The sequence below is a fragment of the Priestia sp. Y58 genome, assembly GCF_029522095.1.
Classification (GTDB): domain Bacteria; phylum Bacillota; class Bacilli; order Bacillales; family Bacillaceae_H; genus Priestia; species Priestia megaterium_E.
In genome coordinates, this window is the sequence record NZ_JAKWFL010000005.1 from 104,629 (window position 1) to 121,718 (window position 17,090).

At 38.3% G+C, this 17,090-nt stretch carries 19 protein-coding genes; 5 read left to right on the forward strand and 14 right to left on the reverse strand.

Annotation, left to right across the window (positions count from 1 at the left end; all coding sequences use genetic code 11):
* Position 1: 1 nt before the first annotated feature.
* From rbsD to MMB68_RS16435, 8 genes are all read right to left on the reverse strand, one after another.
* Positions 2-391, reverse strand: coding sequence for a D-ribose pyranase (gene rbsD, locus MMB68_RS16400; protein ID WP_269870516.1), 390 nt, complete (start codon positions 389-391; stop codon positions 2-4).
* Positions 392-1,270 carry a ribokinase gene (rbsK, locus tag MMB68_RS16405; protein WP_221813405.1) on the reverse strand — a complete coding sequence of 293 codons (879 nt, stop codon included), beginning with the start codon at positions 1,268-1,270 and terminating at the stop codon, positions 392-394. It lies immediately after the preceding gene.
* Positions 1,263-2,252 (reverse strand): LacI family DNA-binding transcriptional regulator, encoded by a 990-nt coding sequence (locus MMB68_RS16410; RefSeq protein WP_116742219.1) that lies wholly within the window; start codon positions 2,250-2,252, stop codon positions 1,263-1,265. The genes rbsK and MMB68_RS16410 overlap by 8 nt, the downstream gene beginning before the upstream one ends.
* 117 nt (positions 2,253-2,369) lie before the next feature.
* A complete protein-coding gene (locus tag MMB68_RS16415) occupies positions 2,370-2,795 on the reverse strand; it encodes a MarR family winged helix-turn-helix transcriptional regulator (protein WP_025749713.1) in 426 nt (141 codons plus the stop codon).
* Between the two features lie 163 nt (positions 2,796-2,958).
* Entirely contained in the window at positions 2,959-3,381 is a 423-nt protein-coding gene (locus MMB68_RS16420; protein ID WP_269870515.1) for a hypothetical protein, read from the reverse strand.
* An 8-nt stretch (positions 3,382-3,389) separates the two neighbouring features.
* Positions 3,390-3,920, reverse strand: a complete 531-nt coding sequence (locus MMB68_RS16425) for an NAD(P)H-dependent oxidoreductase (protein WP_014461382.1) — start codon at positions 3,918-3,920, stop codon at positions 3,390-3,392.
* 18 nt (positions 3,921-3,938) lie between these two features.
* Positions 3,939-5,564, reverse strand: coding sequence for a DHA2 family efflux MFS transporter permease subunit (locus MMB68_RS16430; RefSeq protein ID WP_269870514.1), 1,626 nt, complete (start codon positions 5,562-5,564; stop codon positions 3,939-3,941).
* Positions 5,565-5,607: 43 nt separating this feature from the next.
* Positions 5,608-6,246: a biotin/lipoyl-containing protein gene (locus MMB68_RS16435; RefSeq protein ID WP_013055624.1), complete on the reverse strand. Its 639-nt coding sequence runs from the start codon at positions 6,244-6,246 to the stop codon at positions 5,608-5,610.
* A gap of 352 nt (positions 6,247-6,598) precedes the next feature.
* Between MMB68_RS16435 and MMB68_RS16440 the strand changes: the two genes are divergently transcribed.
* Entirely contained in the window at positions 6,599-7,054 is a 456-nt protein-coding gene (locus MMB68_RS16440; RefSeq protein ID WP_016763199.1) for a MarR family winged helix-turn-helix transcriptional regulator, read from the forward strand.
* On the opposite strand, the gene MMB68_RS16445 is transcribed toward MMB68_RS16440, so the two are convergent.
* The 5 genes from MMB68_RS16445 to MMB68_RS16465 all read right to left on the reverse strand — a co-directional run bounded on the left by MMB68_RS16445 (position 7,032) and on the right by MMB68_RS16465 (position 10,468).
* On the reverse strand, positions 7,032-7,268 hold the full coding sequence (locus MMB68_RS16445; RefSeq protein WP_277549193.1) for a hypothetical protein: 237 nt from the start codon (positions 7,266-7,268) through the stop codon (positions 7,032-7,034). The two genes, MMB68_RS16440 and MMB68_RS16445, sit on opposite strands and share 23 nt — an antisense overlap.
* Positions 7,269-7,444: 176 nt before the next feature.
* Positions 7,445-8,206: an SDR family oxidoreductase gene (locus MMB68_RS16450; RefSeq protein WP_277549194.1), complete on the reverse strand. Its 762-nt coding sequence runs from the start codon at positions 8,204-8,206 to the stop codon at positions 7,445-7,447.
* A 121-nt stretch (positions 8,207-8,327) separates the two neighbouring features.
* Positions 8,328-9,155, reverse strand: coding sequence for an aldo/keto reductase (locus MMB68_RS16455; protein ID WP_098600160.1), 828 nt, complete (start codon positions 9,153-9,155; stop codon positions 8,328-8,330).
* 32 nt (positions 9,156-9,187) lie between these two features.
* Positions 9,188-9,943, reverse strand: a complete 756-nt coding sequence (locus tag MMB68_RS16460; protein WP_013081930.1) for an IclR family transcriptional regulator — start codon at positions 9,941-9,943, stop codon at positions 9,188-9,190.
* Between the two features lie 216 nt (positions 9,944-10,159).
* Positions 10,160-10,468 carry a hypothetical protein gene (locus tag MMB68_RS16465; protein ID WP_013055618.1) on the reverse strand — a complete coding sequence of 103 codons (309 nt, stop codon included), beginning with the start codon at positions 10,466-10,468 and terminating at the stop codon, positions 10,160-10,162.
* A 497-nt stretch (positions 10,469-10,965) separates the two neighbouring features.
* Here MMB68_RS16465 and MMB68_RS16470 point away from each other — a divergent pair, with 497 nt between their 5' ends.
* Entirely contained in the window at positions 10,966-11,301 is a 336-nt protein-coding gene (locus tag MMB68_RS16470) for a DUF485 domain-containing protein (protein ID WP_269870628.1), read from the forward strand.
* Between the two features lie 16 nt (positions 11,302-11,317).
* Positions 11,318-12,868 (forward strand): solute symporter family protein, encoded by a 1,551-nt coding sequence (locus MMB68_RS16475; RefSeq protein ID WP_013081928.1) that lies wholly within the window; start codon positions 11,318-11,320, stop codon positions 12,866-12,868.
* 40 nt (positions 12,869-12,908) lie between these two features.
* Here the strand turns inward: MMB68_RS16475 and MMB68_RS16480 are convergent, their stop codons facing one another.
* Positions 12,909-13,394, reverse strand: coding sequence for a DUF6985 domain-containing protein (locus MMB68_RS16480; protein WP_074678979.1), 486 nt, complete (start codon positions 13,392-13,394; stop codon positions 12,909-12,911).
* 126 nt (positions 13,395-13,520) lie between these two features.
* Here MMB68_RS16480 and MMB68_RS16485 point away from each other — a divergent pair, with 126 nt between their 5' ends.
* Positions 13,521-15,263 carry an ABC transporter ATP-binding protein gene (locus MMB68_RS16485; RefSeq protein ID WP_115653144.1) on the forward strand — a complete coding sequence of 581 codons (1,743 nt, stop codon included), beginning with the start codon at positions 13,521-13,523 and terminating at the stop codon, positions 15,261-15,263.
* 16 nt (positions 15,264-15,279) lie between these two features.
* Entirely contained in the window at positions 15,280-17,064 is a 1,785-nt protein-coding gene (locus MMB68_RS16490; protein WP_042992583.1) for an ABC transporter ATP-binding protein, read from the forward strand.
* Positions 17,065-17,090: the final 26 nt, after the last annotated feature.

The following is a 17,090-nucleotide window of genomic DNA, read 5'->3' on the forward strand; positions in this document are numbered from 1 at the left end:
TTTAAAAAATAACTCCCGCTTGTAAAATGCAGTTTGCATAAGGAGTTGCTTCTCCTGTACGAATCACAACTTTCGCTTTGCTTGTCAGCATTTTTAATTGTTCATGCGATACTTCTTCTACTAAGATGTTTTGCTCTTCCATCAACTCGTAAGCTTTTTGATTTCTTTCTTTCATTTCAGAAGCAATCACTATTTTTTCTGTAGCCATATCTTCTAACACAGCTACTACTACCTCTTCAAAGCTAGGCACTCCTAGCTTTAAAGATAAATCAATTTTAGGCACGTCACTCGGAACAGGTAACCCTGCATCTGCAATGACAATAGTGTCTGTATGACCTAGATCTGTTAGTATTTTCGTAATATGACTGTTAATCATTCCGTGACGTTTCATTTACAGACTCTCCTCCACTTCTTTTCGAGTCGGCATACCGCCTTGTGCACCAAATTTAGTGACAGATAGCGAAGCTGCACGATTAGCAAACTGAATTCCTTTTTCAAAACCCATTCCTTCGGCAAGTGCCACGGCAAGCGCTGCGTTAAATGTATCTCCTGCTCCTGTTGTATCAATCGTTTCTACTTGATAAGAAGGAACCAATACTTCTTTCTCGCCGTTAAAATAGCGTACACCTTGTTTTCCTTCTGTAATAAACAATTTATTTGGATACTGTTTTAATACTTCTTCTTTTTCTTTTCCTTCAAATAAAAGCTCTGCTTCATGTTCATTTGGAGTGATGTAAGAAACTTGTTCAATCACTTCTGCTTTTAATGGTCTTGCAGGCGCTGGATTTAGCAAAAGCGGTACTTTAAGTTCCTGACAAAGCTGAGCAACATATTCAACCGTTTCTTCTGGAATCTCTTGCTGAATAAGTACGATATCCGCTTCTTTAATTTTTTCTTTTGCTTTTTCTACGTAGTCTGGAGTAATATAATCGTTTGCTCCTTTGACAACTACAATGCTGTTGTCTCCTTCAGCCAGTATAATGTGAGCTGTTCCGCTTTCTGAACCTGTAACCGGTTTCATATTTTCCACAGATACACCGTTTGATTTGAAATTCTCCAGGATTGCTTTTCCATAATGATCTTCGCCCACACACCCAATCATGCTCACATCAGCTCCAAGACGGGCTGCTGCAACAGCTTGGTTCGCTCCTTTTCCTCCCGGAACGGTTTTAAATGATTGTCCTAACACTGTTTCTCCAGCTCCAGGACGGATATTTGATGTTACTACTAAATCCATTGATGAACTTCCAATCACAGTTACTTTAGCCATGTTCCTCAACCTTTCGTGTCGTATTTCGTTCAATAAACGTAACGGGTAGTTGTACTTGCTTTTGAATTAAAGGTTCTTTCTTAATGCATTTCATTAACAGACATGCTGCTTGCTTGCCCATTTCATAAGCAGGCTGACGAATTGTAGACAGCGCTGGAAACGAAAAGCGGCTTTGCGGAATATCATCAAAACCAATTACTTGTAGATCATCAGGCACGCTTTTTTCTAATCTAAATGCCTCGTGTAAAACGGCTGTGGCTACAATGTCATTACTTGCAATAATCCCGTCCGTTTCCGGGTACTTTTGAAAGATTTCCTTTGCCCATTTCTGCGCATCGTCAAACGCTAGAGAATTTGTATTTAATACGTAAAAGTCTGCATCAGACTGACTCAAAACAGACAGAGAGCCTTGAAAACGTTCCTGAGCAGGCTTTACATTTACTGGACCTTTGATAAGTGTAATTCTTTTACTTCCTCTTTTGATTATTTCTTCTGCAGCAAGTTTTCCACCTTCAAAACCATCAGCATAAACGGATGGATACTGATCAGAACTTCTATCTAAAAACACGACGGGAAATGTAAGACCTTCATATAGTTTCTGAGCTAGACTTGTTGTTGCCGTGATCATCCCTACTACATGGTTTTGCGTAAACGTTTGGAGATAGGTTAATTCTTTCTCTAACTGCTCATCACTATTGCCAAGAATTAAACGAAATCCATGGCTATGTACTTCATCTTCTATTCCTCGTGCAAGCTGAGGGAAAAAAGGGTTTGTAATGTCTGGAAGCAAGAGACCAATCAAACGCGATTCACGTGTATAAAGCGAACGGGCTACCTCGTTAGGGCTGTAGTTTAATTTTTGAATTGTATTCATTACTCGCACACGCGTGTCTTCTTTTACATATCCTGTACTGTTTAAAACGCGCGAAACGGTCGCAACGGACACGCCTGCTTCTTTTGCTACATCGCGAATTGTTACCACTTTATTTCCCTCCCCTCATATATGTAACCGTTTACACAAATGATAACATGGAAAAGTGAAGATGACAATCTTTTTATCAAAAAAAAATCACTTCATTAAGAAGTGATTTTTCTTTCATTAGATATTAGCGTCTAGTTTCTTAAATAATTTCAAAAATTGCTCTTGATCTTTCGGTTCATAGCAAGAAAAGAAATGAGCAATCATCTTTTGCACAATTTCATTTGCTTCTTCAATCACTTGTTCACCTTTAGCTGTTAACTCAATGTTTACTTTACGGCGATCCTCTTTAGAGTGATAGCGTGAAACTAACTCTAAGTCTATTAAACGATTAATAACAGGAGTAATTGCACTAGGCTTTACGCGCATCTCTTCTGCCAGCTTGGTTACTCCAATGTGATTGCACTTACCGATAATTAATAAGATATGATATTGAAAAGGTGTAATCCCTTGTGAAAGTAACCTTTCTTTTATCTCTGTCATTACCTTTTTGTTAAGGGATATCGAAATTCTCTGGACCTCTTCAATAAATGTGAGCTGTTCCATGTTTTGACGTCCCCTTTCTTATAATCAGGGAGTCGATGGTTAACATGTCAGCCCCCTGCTGCACTCCAAGCGAAACCGAACCTGGGGAGAGCGGCTGGTTTCGCAGAATGCTTATAACCTATTTTCTATCTATTTTATTCCGTACTATTATAATAGAAGAAACTCATTCACTATCGTTTTTCTTAAACGATCTTAAAGCCTTACGAAAAGCGTCATCATTCATAACGTCACGTTCTTCTTTTGTAAAAACGGTGTCGTCTTTTTCGCCTTCTCTAAACTTTTGCAGCACTTGACGATACATATCATCGTTCATGACATCTTTTTCTTTCTTATGTCTAGATGTTCTCGTTTCCGTCTTAGCCTGCGGCTCTTTTGGCTCTTCTTTTGGTGTTTCTTTTGGTGCTGCAGGTTTTTTTTCTGCCACTTTTTTCTCTTCTACTTTTGGCTCTTTAGAAGCATTTGAAGCAGCCGCTTCTTTTTTAGGTGGAACTGTGCGCTGGCGCTTAGAAGATGATGCTTTAGCATTCATTGTAATAATTAGTACAACCAGAATCACAGCTACAACGATCAGTAAAATACCTAACATACTGTCACCTACTGTCCTTGTGTCATTCGTTTAGTCACTTGAACAACACGTTCTCCTAACGCTTTACCTAGCGCTTGGTCGTTCTCTGTTAATAATTCGTCACCTTCGATTGGACAAGTAATTCCCACACCGTAATAAGTACCGTACAGCGCATTTTCTGGAATGTTACCTGGTAAGCCAGCGATAACCATTCCTTGATGAAGCATTGGTGTAATTAAATTTAAAAGCGTTGCTTCTAAGCCACCGTGCGTTGTAGCTGTTGTACAGAACACCGCACCTACTTTATCAATTAATTTACCTTCTGCCCATAAATAACCTAATTTATCAATCCACGTTTTTAACCCTGAACTGATTGTTCCAAAATGCCCTGGGCAGCCCCAAATAATAGCATCCATTTCAGGCAGTTCACGTACATCTGCTTCTTCTACATGCTTTACATATACAGTTGCTTCTCCAGACAGCTCAGCGCCAGAAGCAATCGCTTTGGCTAATGCCTCTGTATGTCCGCCTTCACTATCATATACGATACAAATTTTCATCCTTTATCCCTCCGTTGCTTATGAGTTCATATCTTTTGGTGCCGGTAACATACGAATATCGTCTGTTGTTTCTTTTTCTATTTCTTCCACTTCCACTACTGGATCTTTACGAACATCACGTAGGAAGAAACTTAAAATCAATCCAATAATGGCAATGATAACTGTCCAGTAAAATGCATCGTTAATCCCTTGTACAGTTGCTTGCGCTTGAACTTTTCCAGCTAAAGTTGTTAAAGCTTGTTTTTGCGCCTCTGTTTGAGAAAGATGAAGCGTTTGAGCAATCTTTTGCACAAATACCTGGAAGTTATTCATAAAGAATGGATCAGATGTATTCATTGAACTGCTCATTTCATTTACATGATATGTTGTGCGATTTGTAAAGATTGTAGTCATTAAACTGATACCGATTGAACCACTAACCTGACGAAGCGTGTTCGACATAGATGTACCATGGCTGCTTAATTTTGCCGGCAGCTGATTTAATCCAGCTGTCATAATTGGCATCATTAATAATGACATACCGAATGCACGGATCATATAAATAATAACAATATGACTAAACGGTGTTTCTAACGTTAATTTTGTAAATTCAAATGTTGTTACAACCGTAATCAACATCCCGACAATTCCTAGTGGACGCGGTCCTAATTTATCAAACAGCGTACCAGAAATCGGTGACATGACTAACATAACAAGTGCACCAGGCAAGATTAATAAGCCTGAGTCAAACGCTGAATAGCCACGGATGTTTTGCAAATAAATCGGTAATAAGAACATACCAGCATACATGCTGATGGTAATGGCAATACTGATGATATTAGATAATGAGAAAATATTGTATTTAAATACTCTCACATCAAGTAATGGACTTTTAAGTCGAAGCTGCTGTACGACAAAGATAATTAATAAGACAATACCACCAATCATCGTTGATAATACAACTGAGTCCGTCCATCCATCATTTCCAGCTTCACTGAAGCCGTATAAAAGCAAGGCCATACCTGCCAGAGATGTAAACACAGAAATTAGATCTACTTTTACATTTTGAGGCGGTTTAATATCTTTTAATTTAAAAGCTGCAATAATAAGTACAAGCGCGCCTAATGGCACCATTCCCGTAAATAAAATATGCCAGTCATAGTTTTGAATAACCCATCCTGAAAGCGTCGGTCCAATTGCAGGAGCGAACATCATGGCTAAACCAAAGATACCCATTCCTTTTCCGCGCATATGAGGAGGGAAAATAAATACGATAATGGTCATAACTAGAGGTGCTAGTACGCCACCGCCGACTGCTTGAACAAGACGACCAATTAGCATAATTGAGAAAGTCGGCGCGATTCCGCAGACAAGCGCTCCAATTGTAAAGCAGGCCATCGCAAATAAGAATAAGCGACGAACGCCAAAACGTTCAATTAAATACGCTGATAATGGAATAAGTGCACCATTTACAAGCATATACCCTGTAAGCAACCACTGTGCCGTATTAGCCGTAACGCCAAATTCTGTAATCAGATGCGGGATCGCAACGTTCAGCAGCGTTTGGTTTAAAATTGCCAAGAACAATCCAAGCATAAGTACGACTAGAAGCGGAATATGTTTTTTAACTGAGTGTTCCTCTGTTTGTATCGTGTTTGCTGACATCAGTTCCTTCCTCCTTTCTTCTCTTCTTAATCATTGTACGCTCTTAGTTTTTAGAGATTTTAACTTCTGCGTTCATACCTGGTAGTACGTTTTCAGAGTAGTTAGAAATAGAGATTTTAACAGGAACTGTTTGTGATACTTTAGTATAGTTTCCGTCTGAATTAGAACTTGGCATTAATGAGAAAATTGAGTTTGTTGCATAACCGATTTCTTCTACTTTTCCATCGATTGTTGTTTTAGTATCTCCGTCAACTGTTACATCAACGTCATCGCCAGCTTCAATATCTTTTAATTTGTCTTCTTTAATGTTTGCAATGATGAATAAGTTATTCATATCTACTTCGCTAGCAATTTGTTGACCAGCTTGAACCATTTGATTTTCTTTTACCTGTGTTTTGATGATTTTTCCGTCTTCTGGTACTGTAACTGTTTTTTCTCCATCTTCTGATTGGATTTTAGCTACCTCATCGTCTTTTGAAACATCTTTACCTTCTTCAACGTTCCAGCTTGCTACTTTACCTGCCGCTGGCGCTACTACTGTATAAAGGTCGCCGGACACTTTTGCATTGTCTGTGGATACATAATTAGATTTTTGAATATAATAGTATCCCCCACCAATAATTAAAGCTAATACTACAATAATTCCGATAAAGTTCATTAAAATTAAACGCCCTCTTGACATTTATTTTACCTCCTTAATATTTCATTCAGTTAAGTATTACGCTAGATAACTTTATCACAAAGATATTTAGTTGTAAATAACTTTGATTTTAATTTATTTTTAAAACTAAACATTTATGTTTCATAAAGTTTTCCCGACTGAATACTTTACTACATCTTTAACTGAAATACAACTTAAAAGTTTTGGTTTCTTTACAAGTACTTTACTTTACTTTAAAGTTAGATATATAAGCATAGGGTTATACACAAAAACAGCTCCTTTTTTTGGAACAAACTCCCTATATACATAAACCACAATAGGTAACTAGCAGCAATTGTTTAACACCTATAATGATAAAGAAAAGGTGATTATAATGGATCAGCAGTTAATAGATAAACTAGAAAAACTTGACCAAGTTAAAACCTCATTATTTGAACTCAAGCGAAAGCTCTTGGAAGATAAAATCAGTGAGCAGCCCTATAATTTGACCATTACAAAATTTTTAATTCTAAAATTCATTGGAGTCAGCTCTAAACGTATGGTAGCCGAAATTTCTTCAAATCTAAAGCTAACTTCCGGGGCTACTACCATTTTATTAAATCAATTAGAAGATGATGCGCTCATTAAGCGCGTACGTGACCAAAAAGACCGCCGAATTGTATGGATATCCTTAACAGAGGCTGGCGAAACATTAGTGAACTATGTAATTGAGCAGCGAAATTTATTTTGGCAAGACATGCTTTTTGCTCTAACTCCTGAAGAACAGGATGAGTACCTCCGCATGCTTGAAAAAATGGAAAAACGTATTAGACAAACTGTGGATCGTTAATGATAAAAAGAGGCTGAGACATAACGAGATGAATCCAATCTAAAGACGAACAAATGGGAGACATGAGCTGAACCGCTTGTGACCCCGCAGTTGATTTCCGTGCAAGACTTTGCTTTCCGCGGGCGGCCGCTGAGCCTCCTCGTCCCTTACGCTCCTGTGGGGTCTCACCTGTTCCGCTTTTCCCGCAGGAGTCTTCGTCTTGCCCTCCCATCAACTGCTAGCAGGACCTAAACAGGTGAAGCCTACGTTTACCCTAACGAAAAAACGAACCACGAATCAAAAATTTTGATCAATGGTTCGTTTTTCACTTCGTCTAAAATACTTTTGTCCCAGCCTCTTTTTATGATGTGCTACTATTGACGAGTTTAGGAAGCTTTTTGTTTGCTGCCTTTAAAATTCAGGATTATTTTTCAAAAATCCATTCCAAGCCTGTGCTGTAGCTTTCTCAATTTCTTCTTTGGAAGCATGAAGCCTCTTAGCGCTATCTCCATAGCCAATTTCGATTTTACCTTTTTTCAATTCTTCAAATATCGAATCAGCAAAGTCATTAAGCGGTGCTCCAAATGTATGAAGTCCCGGTCCTCCTAAATCCGTGTTCACGGCTGGAGGAAGAATTTCTATCACTTCGGTATTTGTTTTTTCTACTTGATGTCTTAGACTAATCGTAAACGACCTTAACGCCGCTTTTGTTGCGCTGTAGATTGGCACCCATGCTCCAGGTGTTAAAGACAGCCCGGAAGTTACGTTAATAACCGCAGCACGTTCTTGTTGAACGAAATGAGGAATCAATAACGACGTTAAATGAATAGGAGCACTTACATTACTCATTAGTTCTTTTTCGTAATACTGCCACTCTTCGTGCATGTGTAAAAGATTTACGCGCTGCTGAATGCCTGCATTATTCACAATAACATTTAATTTCGGGAATCTTTCAGTCGCCCATTTTACTAGCTCTACTCTGCTTTCTTCTATTGATACATCGCACACTTTTGTATGTAATGAAGGGAATTTTTCTTTTGCTTCTTGCAGCTTTGACTCCCTTCTTCCACAAATAATAACTTCATTTCCTTCATTTAAAAACCGTTCTGCAAGCGCCAACCCAATTCCTGATGCTCCGCCCGTAATTAAAATAGTGTTTTCTGACATCTTCATTACTTTTCCTCCTCGTTCAACCATCGCATTTACTCTTTAATAAACAAAGCGCTACTGCATGAATGACAATAGCGCTTTGTTTATTATTTATCTTACAAGACGTTTTAGTCTTGCTTTAAAATTAAAAGTCAAAATTATCTGGATCTGGACCTACGCGATGGTTTTGATTTAATGCGTTAATTTTTTCAACTTCTTCTGCATTTAATTCAAAATCAAATACGTCTGCATTTTGGATAATACGATGTTCTTTTGTTGACTTAGGAATAGTTACTACTTCGTTTTGTAAGTCCCAGCGTAAGATAACTTGAGCAGTTGATTTTCCGTGCTTTTCAGCAATTTGAGTTAATACTTCGTTATCAAGCAGCTCACCTTGTGCAAGCGGTGACCATGCTTCCACTTGGATTTCTTGTTTTTTACAGTATTCACGCACTTCTGTTTGTGTTAAAAGTGGATGAAATTCGATTTGGTTTACCATCGGCTTAACTTCTGCATCTGCAATTAAGTCTTCTAAATGATGAACTTGGAAATTCGATACGCCGATTGCACGAATTTTCCCATCTTTATAAAGCTTTTCAAGTGCTTTCCACGTATCTTTATACTTGCCTTCAACTGGCCAGTGAATTAAGTATAAATCTAAATATTCAAGACCTAGCTTGTTTAAGCTTGTTTCAAATGCTTGGATAGTTGTGTCATATCCTTGATCTGCATTCCACACTTTTGATGTAACAAATAGTTCTTCGCGAGAAACACCTGATTCTTTGATCGCTTGTCCCACGCCTTCTTCATTTTCATAAATTTTAGCCGTATCAATGCTTTTATATCCAGCTTTGATTGCATATTTAACTGAATCTACAACTTCTTGACCATCTTCTACTTTATAAACACCTAAACCTAACCAAGGCATTTTAACGCCGTTTGCTAAGGTCGTCGTTGACTGTAAGTTTTCCATGTTGCTGTTCATCCCCTTTTTTTACTATTGAATTATTCGTAAAGAGTAATTGCTTGTGAAATTTGTTCTGCGCACTGTTTAACAAGTGCAGCATGTTCTTCGTCTTTCTCTTGTGAAATACGAAAGGATGGACCTGATAAAGCAATAGCCGCCATTATTTTTCCTTTTCTGAAAATAGGGGCTGCAATACAGCGAACGCCGGGCTCCCGTTCTTCATCATCGACAGCATATCCTCTTTCCTTACTTAAAGCCAAATCAGCTTCAAGCTCATCCAGCTCGGTGATCGTTCGATCTGTATAAGCTTCAAGCGAAAGTTCATGAAGAATAGATTTTTGTACGCTGTCCTCTTGATAAGCAAGAATACACTTTCCAATAGCATTTGCATGAAGCGGCTTTTTATTTCCTACTTCGGAATGCGTACGAGTGCTATATTGCCCGTTGACCACCTGAGTTGTAACCATTTGTTTATGATGGAGAATTCCCGCGTAAATGGTCTCTTTGGTCTCTTCACTCAGCTTCTGCATAGCAGGAACAGAGAGCCAATTCATTTCATAGTTCGTATGCATCGTATTTTGCACGAGTGCCAGCACCAGTTGTGGTGAAACCGTATAGCGGTTAGACGGGTTTCTTACAATAAATCCATTTTGCTCAAGCGTGCTCACAAGACGATACATCGTACTCTTATTAAAACCGAGCGCTTCCATCATTTCTGGAATAGTCATATTCGGACGGTTTAAAAGCAAAGAGAAGATATCTAATCCTTTTTTTAAAGTTCCAACCTCGGACATGCCCTTCTTCCTCCTTTTATCCGAACAACAATTTTATTATAAAACAAAGCTCTTTATCGTATCAAATAAGGAAACTCCACTAAGTTATTTTCCCTATATGAGAGAATACATGACATAATTGTTCTTCTTAATCTATTCCACTGTTTTTTCTATTTAAACATAAAAAAAGCCTTAACAATAGAATTTTTTTACAATTTTTGAAATTAGTTTTTCTTTTCACTCGTTAACTTCTTCAAATCGCTTCAGCTGCTCCAGCTGATTTTCCTTTTTCATAATTTCTTTCTGACGCTCGCCTAGTAAATCGAAATGAGGATAGCCGGATCGATTATCAATATACTTAGCGGGAATACCATACTTTTTTCCCCACTTAATCAGCTTATTTAGGTCACTGCAACCTACTTTTGTTACGGTAGTTGCATGTGGAAAACGCTCATCAAGCCAATAATGAGTTAAAAATGCGATCTCTCCTCGCTTAACAGCTGCTTTCCATGCGTTTAGTTCCGGGCGTTTAATTCCAAATGCCATTTTTTCACCTTTTCTCTTTTATATAAGTAGTCACGTTATTTGTTTATTATAAAGAAAAAATATCATTCATATAGAAATCTTTCATAATATCTTGTCTATTTATAACCATCTCTAAATAATAGCTTATTTTCTCAACCTGTTTCCTCTCTAAGCATTATTGTGTGCCTATGATTTTATCATCATCTTCTCTTATTTTTCAAAAGATCAAACAAACAAATAACGTTTAAATAATAAAGAAAAGCCTTATATATAAAAGAAACTAAGGATTAATTTCAACATTTCTTTTGTGAACGATTTTTCCTTTGTATTGAATGTTGTTCTTTTTTATTATGGCAGTATGCATTTATTGTGAACCTTCAGTATATTAAAAAACTTACACAGTTACCATTCTCACAAAAAGACAGAATTTACTTTTTATTACGAAAATAATATAATTCAAGTGATATGAAGCTTTTCGCTTCATCTATTTATTATCAAAGGGGGAATTCCGCTTGGCGATGAATGAAAATTCTTTAAAGAAGGTAAACAATGCTTCTTCCTCTCCTGATTACACAGAAATTGTACAGTCTGCTTCATTTCAAAAGCTTTTGAAACAAAAACGCAATTTTATTTTACCGCTCTCTCTGTTTTTTCTTGCTTTTTATTTTACCTTACCTATCTTAACGGCTTACACAACCATCCTAAACAAACCAGCTTTTGCTTCTATGACCTGGGCGTGGGTATTTGCTTTTGCACAGTTCGTGATGACTTGGACCCTATGCATTCTATACACAAAAAGAGCCTCGAAATTTGATGAACTTGTTGACACGATTAAAAAAGAAGCTGCAAATTAAATAGGGGGTTAAATGAATGAACGTACTAGCTTTTTCACTTTTTTTAGCCATTGTAGGTCTTACGCTAATCATTACGTATGCGGCATCCAAGCGGACAAAAACGACCAGTGACTTTTATACAGCAGATGGAAGTTTAACCGGCTGGCAAAACGGTATGGCGATTGCCGGAGATTATATGTCTGCCGCATCATTTTTAGGTATAGCTGGAATGGTAGCGCTTTCTGGATTTGACGGTTTTTTTTACAGCATCGGCTTTTTAGTTGCCTACCTCGTTGTGTTATATATTGTAGCTGAACCACTTCGCAACTTAGGAAAGTACACGATGGCAGATATGATAGCAGCTCGTTTTAACGAAAAGAAAGTGCGGGGAGTTGCTGCGTTAAACACGATCACCATTTCGATTTTTTATATGATTGCGCAGCTTGTTGGAGCAGGAGCATTAATTCATTTATTACTTGGTCTAGATTACGTGTACTCTGTCTTGATTGTCGGCGTCTTGATGACGGTTTACGTTGTATTTGGAGGAATGACAGCGACTAGCTGGGTGCAGATTGTCAAAGCCTTGCTTCTGATGATTGGTACGTTCATTATTTCCATTATCGTATTTTCAAAATTTGACTTTAGCTTAGCTAAAATGTTTTCCGAGATGAAAACTGCAACTCCTCTTGGTGACGGCTTTTTAAATCCAGGAAATAAATTCAAAAATCCGCTGGACATGATTTCGTTGAATTTAGCTCTTGTTCTTGGTACAGCAGGCCTTCCTCATATCCTTATTCGTTTCTTTACAGTAAAAGATGCCATCACCGCACGAAAGTCTGTTATTTATGCAACGTGGATCATTGGCGTTTTTTACATTATGACAATCTTTTTAGGATTCGGTGCTGCTGCTTTTGTAGGATACGATGATATTATCAAAGCAAATGCAGCAGGAAATATGGCTGCCCCCCTGCTCGCTCAAGTTCTTGGCGGAGACTTTCTTTTTGCGTTCGTTTCAGCTGTAGCTTTTGCTACGATTTTAGCTGTTGTAGCTGGGCTGGTGCTCTCAGCAGCTTCAGCATTCGCACACGACTTCTATAGTCATATTCTCCGTAAAGGAGCTGCAACTGAAAAAGAACAGGTAGTAGCTGCACGATGGGCTTCTATTGGGGTATCCATTCTATCTATTATTCTTGCATTATTTGCTCAAAACATGAACGTAGCATTTTTAGTTGCACTTGCCTTTGCCGTAGCAGCGAGCGCTAACTTGCCAATTATTCTTCTTACTATTTTTTGGAAACGCTTCAATACAGCAGGAGCAGTCACTGGCATGCTGGTTGGACTATTCAGCTCACTTTTTTTAGTTGCCATTAGTCCAAACGTGTGGGCACCTGAGCCTGGAGCTGCTATCTTTGTAGGTGAACCGCTCATCACATTAACAAACCCTGGTATTATCTCTATTCCTCTAGGCTTCTTAGCTGCTTTTATAGGAACACTTCTTTCGTCTAAAAAAGCAGACGAAAAGAAATTTGATGAGATTTTAGTAAAAGCAAATACAGGTATGGGAATCGAAGAGCCTGTCAAACATTAATGCCAAAAAGCCTTGAAGCAGTTTGCTTCAAGGCTTTTTACTAGAATAAATCTTCTTGTAAGCCAATAGCGGCAATTTGTTCATTTCTAAACTTTACAGCTAACATATGCTCTTCTTCCCACGTACATTCAAAAAACAAACCAAGTTCTCTTGTATCATGAGGTGCTTCAGGAACAAAGATTTGAATACACTCAACTAAAAAACCGATGTCTTTTCGCTTTTTTACATTCGGAACTAATAAGTCTACCACGTCTTTTTCAACTTGAGTTCTGTATTCATCTCGCACCTGTTGATAATAATCAAAAAGAGCTTTTTCCGTCCTCTTTAACAATAATTCACTTTGAAGCCAAAATGCTTGAAAAGCCTCTTCTTGCCGTTTTTGAAATGGCTTCTCTTTATCTCCATCAATTGTCAGCAACACGTGTTGTTTTTGTCCAAAGAAAGTGACCTGTTTTTCTCCAACCCAGGCCGAGTCATATAACAAAGATCCAAAAAGTGGATGGTGTACTCGTAATGTTTGATTCATTGCATACCTGACCCTCTCAAAAAGTGGATTTCTGCTTGCATTGGCGTATAATAAATGGTGCTTGAAACAAACTTCTAAACTTATTCTATGTTACCATATTTTTTACAGAAAGGAGTGCCACAATGTGTGAATACAATTAAATCTTTGTACCCTTACTTAAAACCTTACAAATGGCTCGCGCTGCTTGCCCCGCTATTGATGGTAATTGAAGTGTTAGCTGACCTTCTTCAGCCTACTATTATGCAGCATATCATTGATTATGGCATTGCAAACAATAATCAAACATATGTTATCACCCGAAGTATCCTTATGCTCATGTTAGCAATCATTGGCTTAGCTGCTGGTATCGTCTGCGCCATTCTTAGTACAAAAGCGGCAGTAAACTTTTCGACCGATATTCGGAAAGCGCTGTTTGAAAAGATTGAAAACCTCTCAAACAGCAACAGAGACAAACTAGGAACCGGTCACTTAATTACGGTCATGACAAATGATGTAACGAGTGTTCAAAACGCATTGAATATGACGTTAAAAGTCTTAGTGAGAGGTCCTTTACTCTTTGCAGGAAGTATTGTGATCGTGTTATTAACCGCTCGTTCTTTGTTTCCTATTATCGTCGTGGTCGTCCCTATTTTATTTTTATGCATTTGGTTTGTGATCACAAAAGCTGGAAAACTTTTTAAAAAAGTTCAGCAAAGCGTTGATCGTGTAAACACAAAAGTCCAAGAGAATTTATCGGGGATGCGTGTAGTAAAAGCGTATGTAAGAGAATCATATGAAATCGATCAATTTAAAGAAGCAAACAGCTCCTTGACGCGAGCTAATATGAGTGCTGTTCAGCTTATTTCGCTTTTAATGCCCGTTATTTTATTTGTCGTAAATATCGGAATGGTAGCTACTCTATGGCTGGGAGGGCTTCAAGTCGAAGCAGGAAAAATTGAAGCAGGTGTGATTTTAGCTTTTATTAATTACTTAACGATTATTTTAAACGGACTTATGTCAAGCAGCATGGTGCTGATGCAAATTACACGCGCATTCCCTTCAGCTGAACGAATCGATTCTGTATTAAAAACAAAAATAGACATCCCTCCAGCAAACTCTGCTGCTCAAATCAACAGACTTAAAGGTGATCTATCGTTTCAAAACGTTACATACAGCTATAGTAAAAATGGCGAAAACGTATTAAAAGATATTTCATTTACTGCTAAACACGGGGAAACCATTGGCATTATCGGCTCTACTGGAAGCGGGAAGTCGACGCTTGCAAAACTTATTTCCCGCTTATATGATCCCGATAACGGCGAAATCTTCGTGGATGGAAAAAATCTTACGGACTATGACGTAAAAGTGCTTCGCTCATCCATTGGGTTTATTCCTCAAAAAGCTACGCTGTTTACCGGCACGATTGATATGAATATTCGCATGGGAAAAGATCATGCTTCTTCCTCAGAAATTGAAGATGCTGCAGCTTTTGCATGCGCAACGGAGTTTATTGAAAAACTCCCAGAAAGATATGAGTATCCTTTAACGCGAGGGGCGACCAATTTATCAGGAGGGCAAAAGCAGCGTCTTTCAATCGCGCGTGCATTTGTTAGAAAGCCCGCTATCCTGGTTATCGATGATGCAACTTCAGCATTAGACGCTGTCTCAGAAGCGCAGGTACTAACACATTTAAAAGAAGAGTTTGCTGATGCGACCGTTATCATTATTGCTTCTAAAATTTCGTCTCTTCTCCACGCTGATCATATTGTCGTCATGGATGAAGGTAAAATTGCTGAACAAGGGACTCATGCAGAATTGCTTCGTTATCGCTCTCTTTATTACGACATTTATCTTGCACAAGGCGGAAAAGAGGTGTTGCCTAGTGAATAATCAAGGTAAAAATCAAATGAGCTCTATTCGCGGCCCTAGAGGAATGATGAAAGGTCCTGTAGTGAAGCCAAAGAATGCGAAAAAAACACTGCACAGAATCTGGTCATATATGGGGAAACGAAAACCTCCGCTTGCGGCTGCGATCATCTTAGTTATTGTGACTTCCCTGCTTAATTTATTAGGCCCTTATTTAATTGGGGTTATTATTGATGAGCATATTATTCCCAAAGATATCAGCGGAACGATACGAATGTCACTTATTCTTGCAGGAATTTATATTACGACATCTTTATTAACATGGCTGCAAACCTATTTAATGGTGAACGTTTCGTTTACGACCATCGGAATGCTCCGCCAAGATTTATTTGCAAAGCTTCAAACTCTCTCTCTTCGCTTTTTTGATAAGCGAGCTCACGGAGAGTTAATGAGCAGGGTTACTAATGATATTGATAATCTAAACAACGCTCTGAGTCAAAGCGTCATTCAGGCTCTGTCCTCTATTTTATCTCTAGTCGGTATTACCATTGCGATGTTCTCGCTCAACTGGATTCTTGCCATTATCACGCTGATTGTTATTCCATTGATGGTTATAATCGTTCGACAAATATTAAAACGAAGCAGTGAAAATTTTGTCAAACGCCAAAAAGACTTAGGTGAGCTAAACGGCTTTGTAGAAGAAGCAATCTCTGGAGGAGAAGTTGTTACGCTTTTTAGTAAGGAAAAAGATTTTTTAACTGTTTTTAATGAACGAAATGAACAGCTGAGAAGTTCAGCAACAAAAGCGGAAACATTTTCAGGCTTTTTAGGTCCTGTGACAAACTTCATCAACAACTTAGGCTTAGCACTAGTGATCGGAGCGGGAGCATTTATGGCTGTTCAAGGCAGCGTTACCGTTGGGATGATCGCTTCATTTGTTAACTACTCACGTCAGTTCTCTCGCCCAATCAGTCAAATGGCAAACTTAGTAAACACCATTCTTTCGGCTATTGCCGGCGCAGAGCGCGTGTTTGCGATTATGGATGAGCAGCCGGACGTCACAAACAAGCCAAACGCTCTTTCTATTACAAAATTTGCAGGAGACGTTGCTTTTGAGAACGTATCATTTGGCTATAACGATGAAAAAATGATTTTGAAAAATGTTACACTGACCGCAAAAAAAGGTGAAATGGTTGCTTTGGTTGGTCCGACGGGCTCTGGTAAAACAACAATCATAAACTTGCTCACACGATTTTATGACATTGCAAACGGAGACATTAAAATTGACGGCCGCTCCATCAGTGACTATAAAATACATGATTTAAGAAACCGAATCGGCATTGTTCTTCAAGATACCTATTTATTTTCCGGTACGATTGCGGACAACATTCGATTTGGGCGATTAGATGCCAACGATGAAGAAGTGAAAAGCGCGGCAAAAATGGCAAATGCTCATTCGTTTATCAAGCATCTGCCGCAGCAATACGATACCGTCATTTCAGCCGGTGGAGGAAATTTAAGTGAAGGCCAAAAGCAGCTTTTATCGATTGCTCGAGCGATGCTTTCTGACTGCGATATTTTAATTTTAGACGAAGCTACTTCCAATATTGATACAAAAACAGAAATTGATATTCAACGAGGAATGAGCAATCTATTAAAAGGAAAAACAAGCTTTGTAATTGCTCATCGACTCAAAACGATTGAAAACGCAGATCAAATTCTTGTCTTAAAAGACGGACAAATTATTGAAGAAGGAAATCACCTTGAGCTGTTAGAGAAACAAGGTTTCTACCACAAACTCTATACGCAGCAGTTTACGATTTAAAAAGGCAAGCACATTTATTGTGTTTG

What these genes read in the sequence shown, in the direction of transcription:
- MMB68_RS16420 (WP_269870515.1), bottom strand. Translation starts at nt 3,381, where the DNA reads ATGTTAGGTATTTTACTGATCGTTGTAGCTGTGATTCTGGTTGTACTA.
- MMB68_RS16455 (WP_098600160.1), bottom strand. Translation starts at nt 9,155, where the DNA reads ATGGAAAACTTACAGTCAACGACGACCTTAGCAAACGGCGTTAAAATG.
- rbsK (WP_221813405.1), bottom strand. Translation starts at nt 1,270, where the DNA reads ATGGCTAAAGTAACTGTGATTGGAAGTTCATCAATGGATTTAGTAGTA.
- MMB68_RS16440 (WP_016763199.1), top strand. Translation starts at nt 6,599, where the DNA reads ATGGATCAGCAGTTAATAGATAAACTAGAAAAACTTGACCAAGTTAAA.
- MMB68_RS16460 (WP_013081930.1), bottom strand. Translation starts at nt 9,943, where the DNA reads ATGTCCGAGGTTGGAACTTTAAAAAAAGGATTAGATATCTTCTCTTTG.
- MMB68_RS16425 (WP_014461382.1), bottom strand. Translation starts at nt 3,920, where the DNA reads ATGAAAATTTGTATCGTATATGATAGTGAAGGCGGACATACAGAGGCA.
- MMB68_RS16480 (WP_074678979.1), bottom strand. Translation starts at nt 13,394, where the DNA reads ATGAATCAAACATTACGAGTACACCATCCACTTTTTGGATCTTTGTTA.
- MMB68_RS16435 (WP_013055624.1), bottom strand. Translation starts at nt 6,246, where the DNA reads ATGTCAAGAGGGCGTTTAATTTTAATGAACTTTATCGGAATTATTGTA.
- MMB68_RS16470 (WP_269870628.1), top strand. Translation starts at nt 10,966, where the DNA reads ATGAATGAAAATTCTTTAAAGAAGGTAAACAATGCTTCTTCCTCTCCT.
- MMB68_RS16450 (WP_277549194.1), bottom strand. Translation starts at nt 8,206, where the DNA reads ATGAAGATGTCAGAAAACACTATTTTAATTACGGGCGGAGCATCAGGA.
- MMB68_RS16430 (WP_269870514.1), bottom strand. Translation starts at nt 5,564, where the DNA reads ATGTCAGCAAACACGATACAAACAGAGGAACACTCAGTTAAAAAACAT.
- MMB68_RS16415 (WP_025749713.1), bottom strand. Translation starts at nt 2,795, where the DNA reads ATGGAACAGCTCACATTTATTGAAGAGGTCCAGAGAATTTCGATATCC.
- MMB68_RS16465 (WP_013055618.1), bottom strand. Translation starts at nt 10,468, where the DNA reads ATGGCATTTGGAATTAAACGCCCGGAACTAAACGCATGGAAAGCAGCT.
- MMB68_RS16490 (WP_042992583.1), top strand. Translation starts at nt 15,280, where the DNA reads ATGAGCTCTATTCGCGGCCCTAGAGGAATGATGAAAGGTCCTGTAGTG.
- MMB68_RS16475 (WP_013081928.1), top strand. Translation starts at nt 11,318, where the DNA reads ATGAACGTACTAGCTTTTTCACTTTTTTTAGCCATTGTAGGTCTTACG.
- rbsD (WP_269870516.1), bottom strand. Translation starts at nt 391, where the DNA reads ATGAAACGTCACGGAATGATTAACAGTCATATTACGAAAATACTAACA.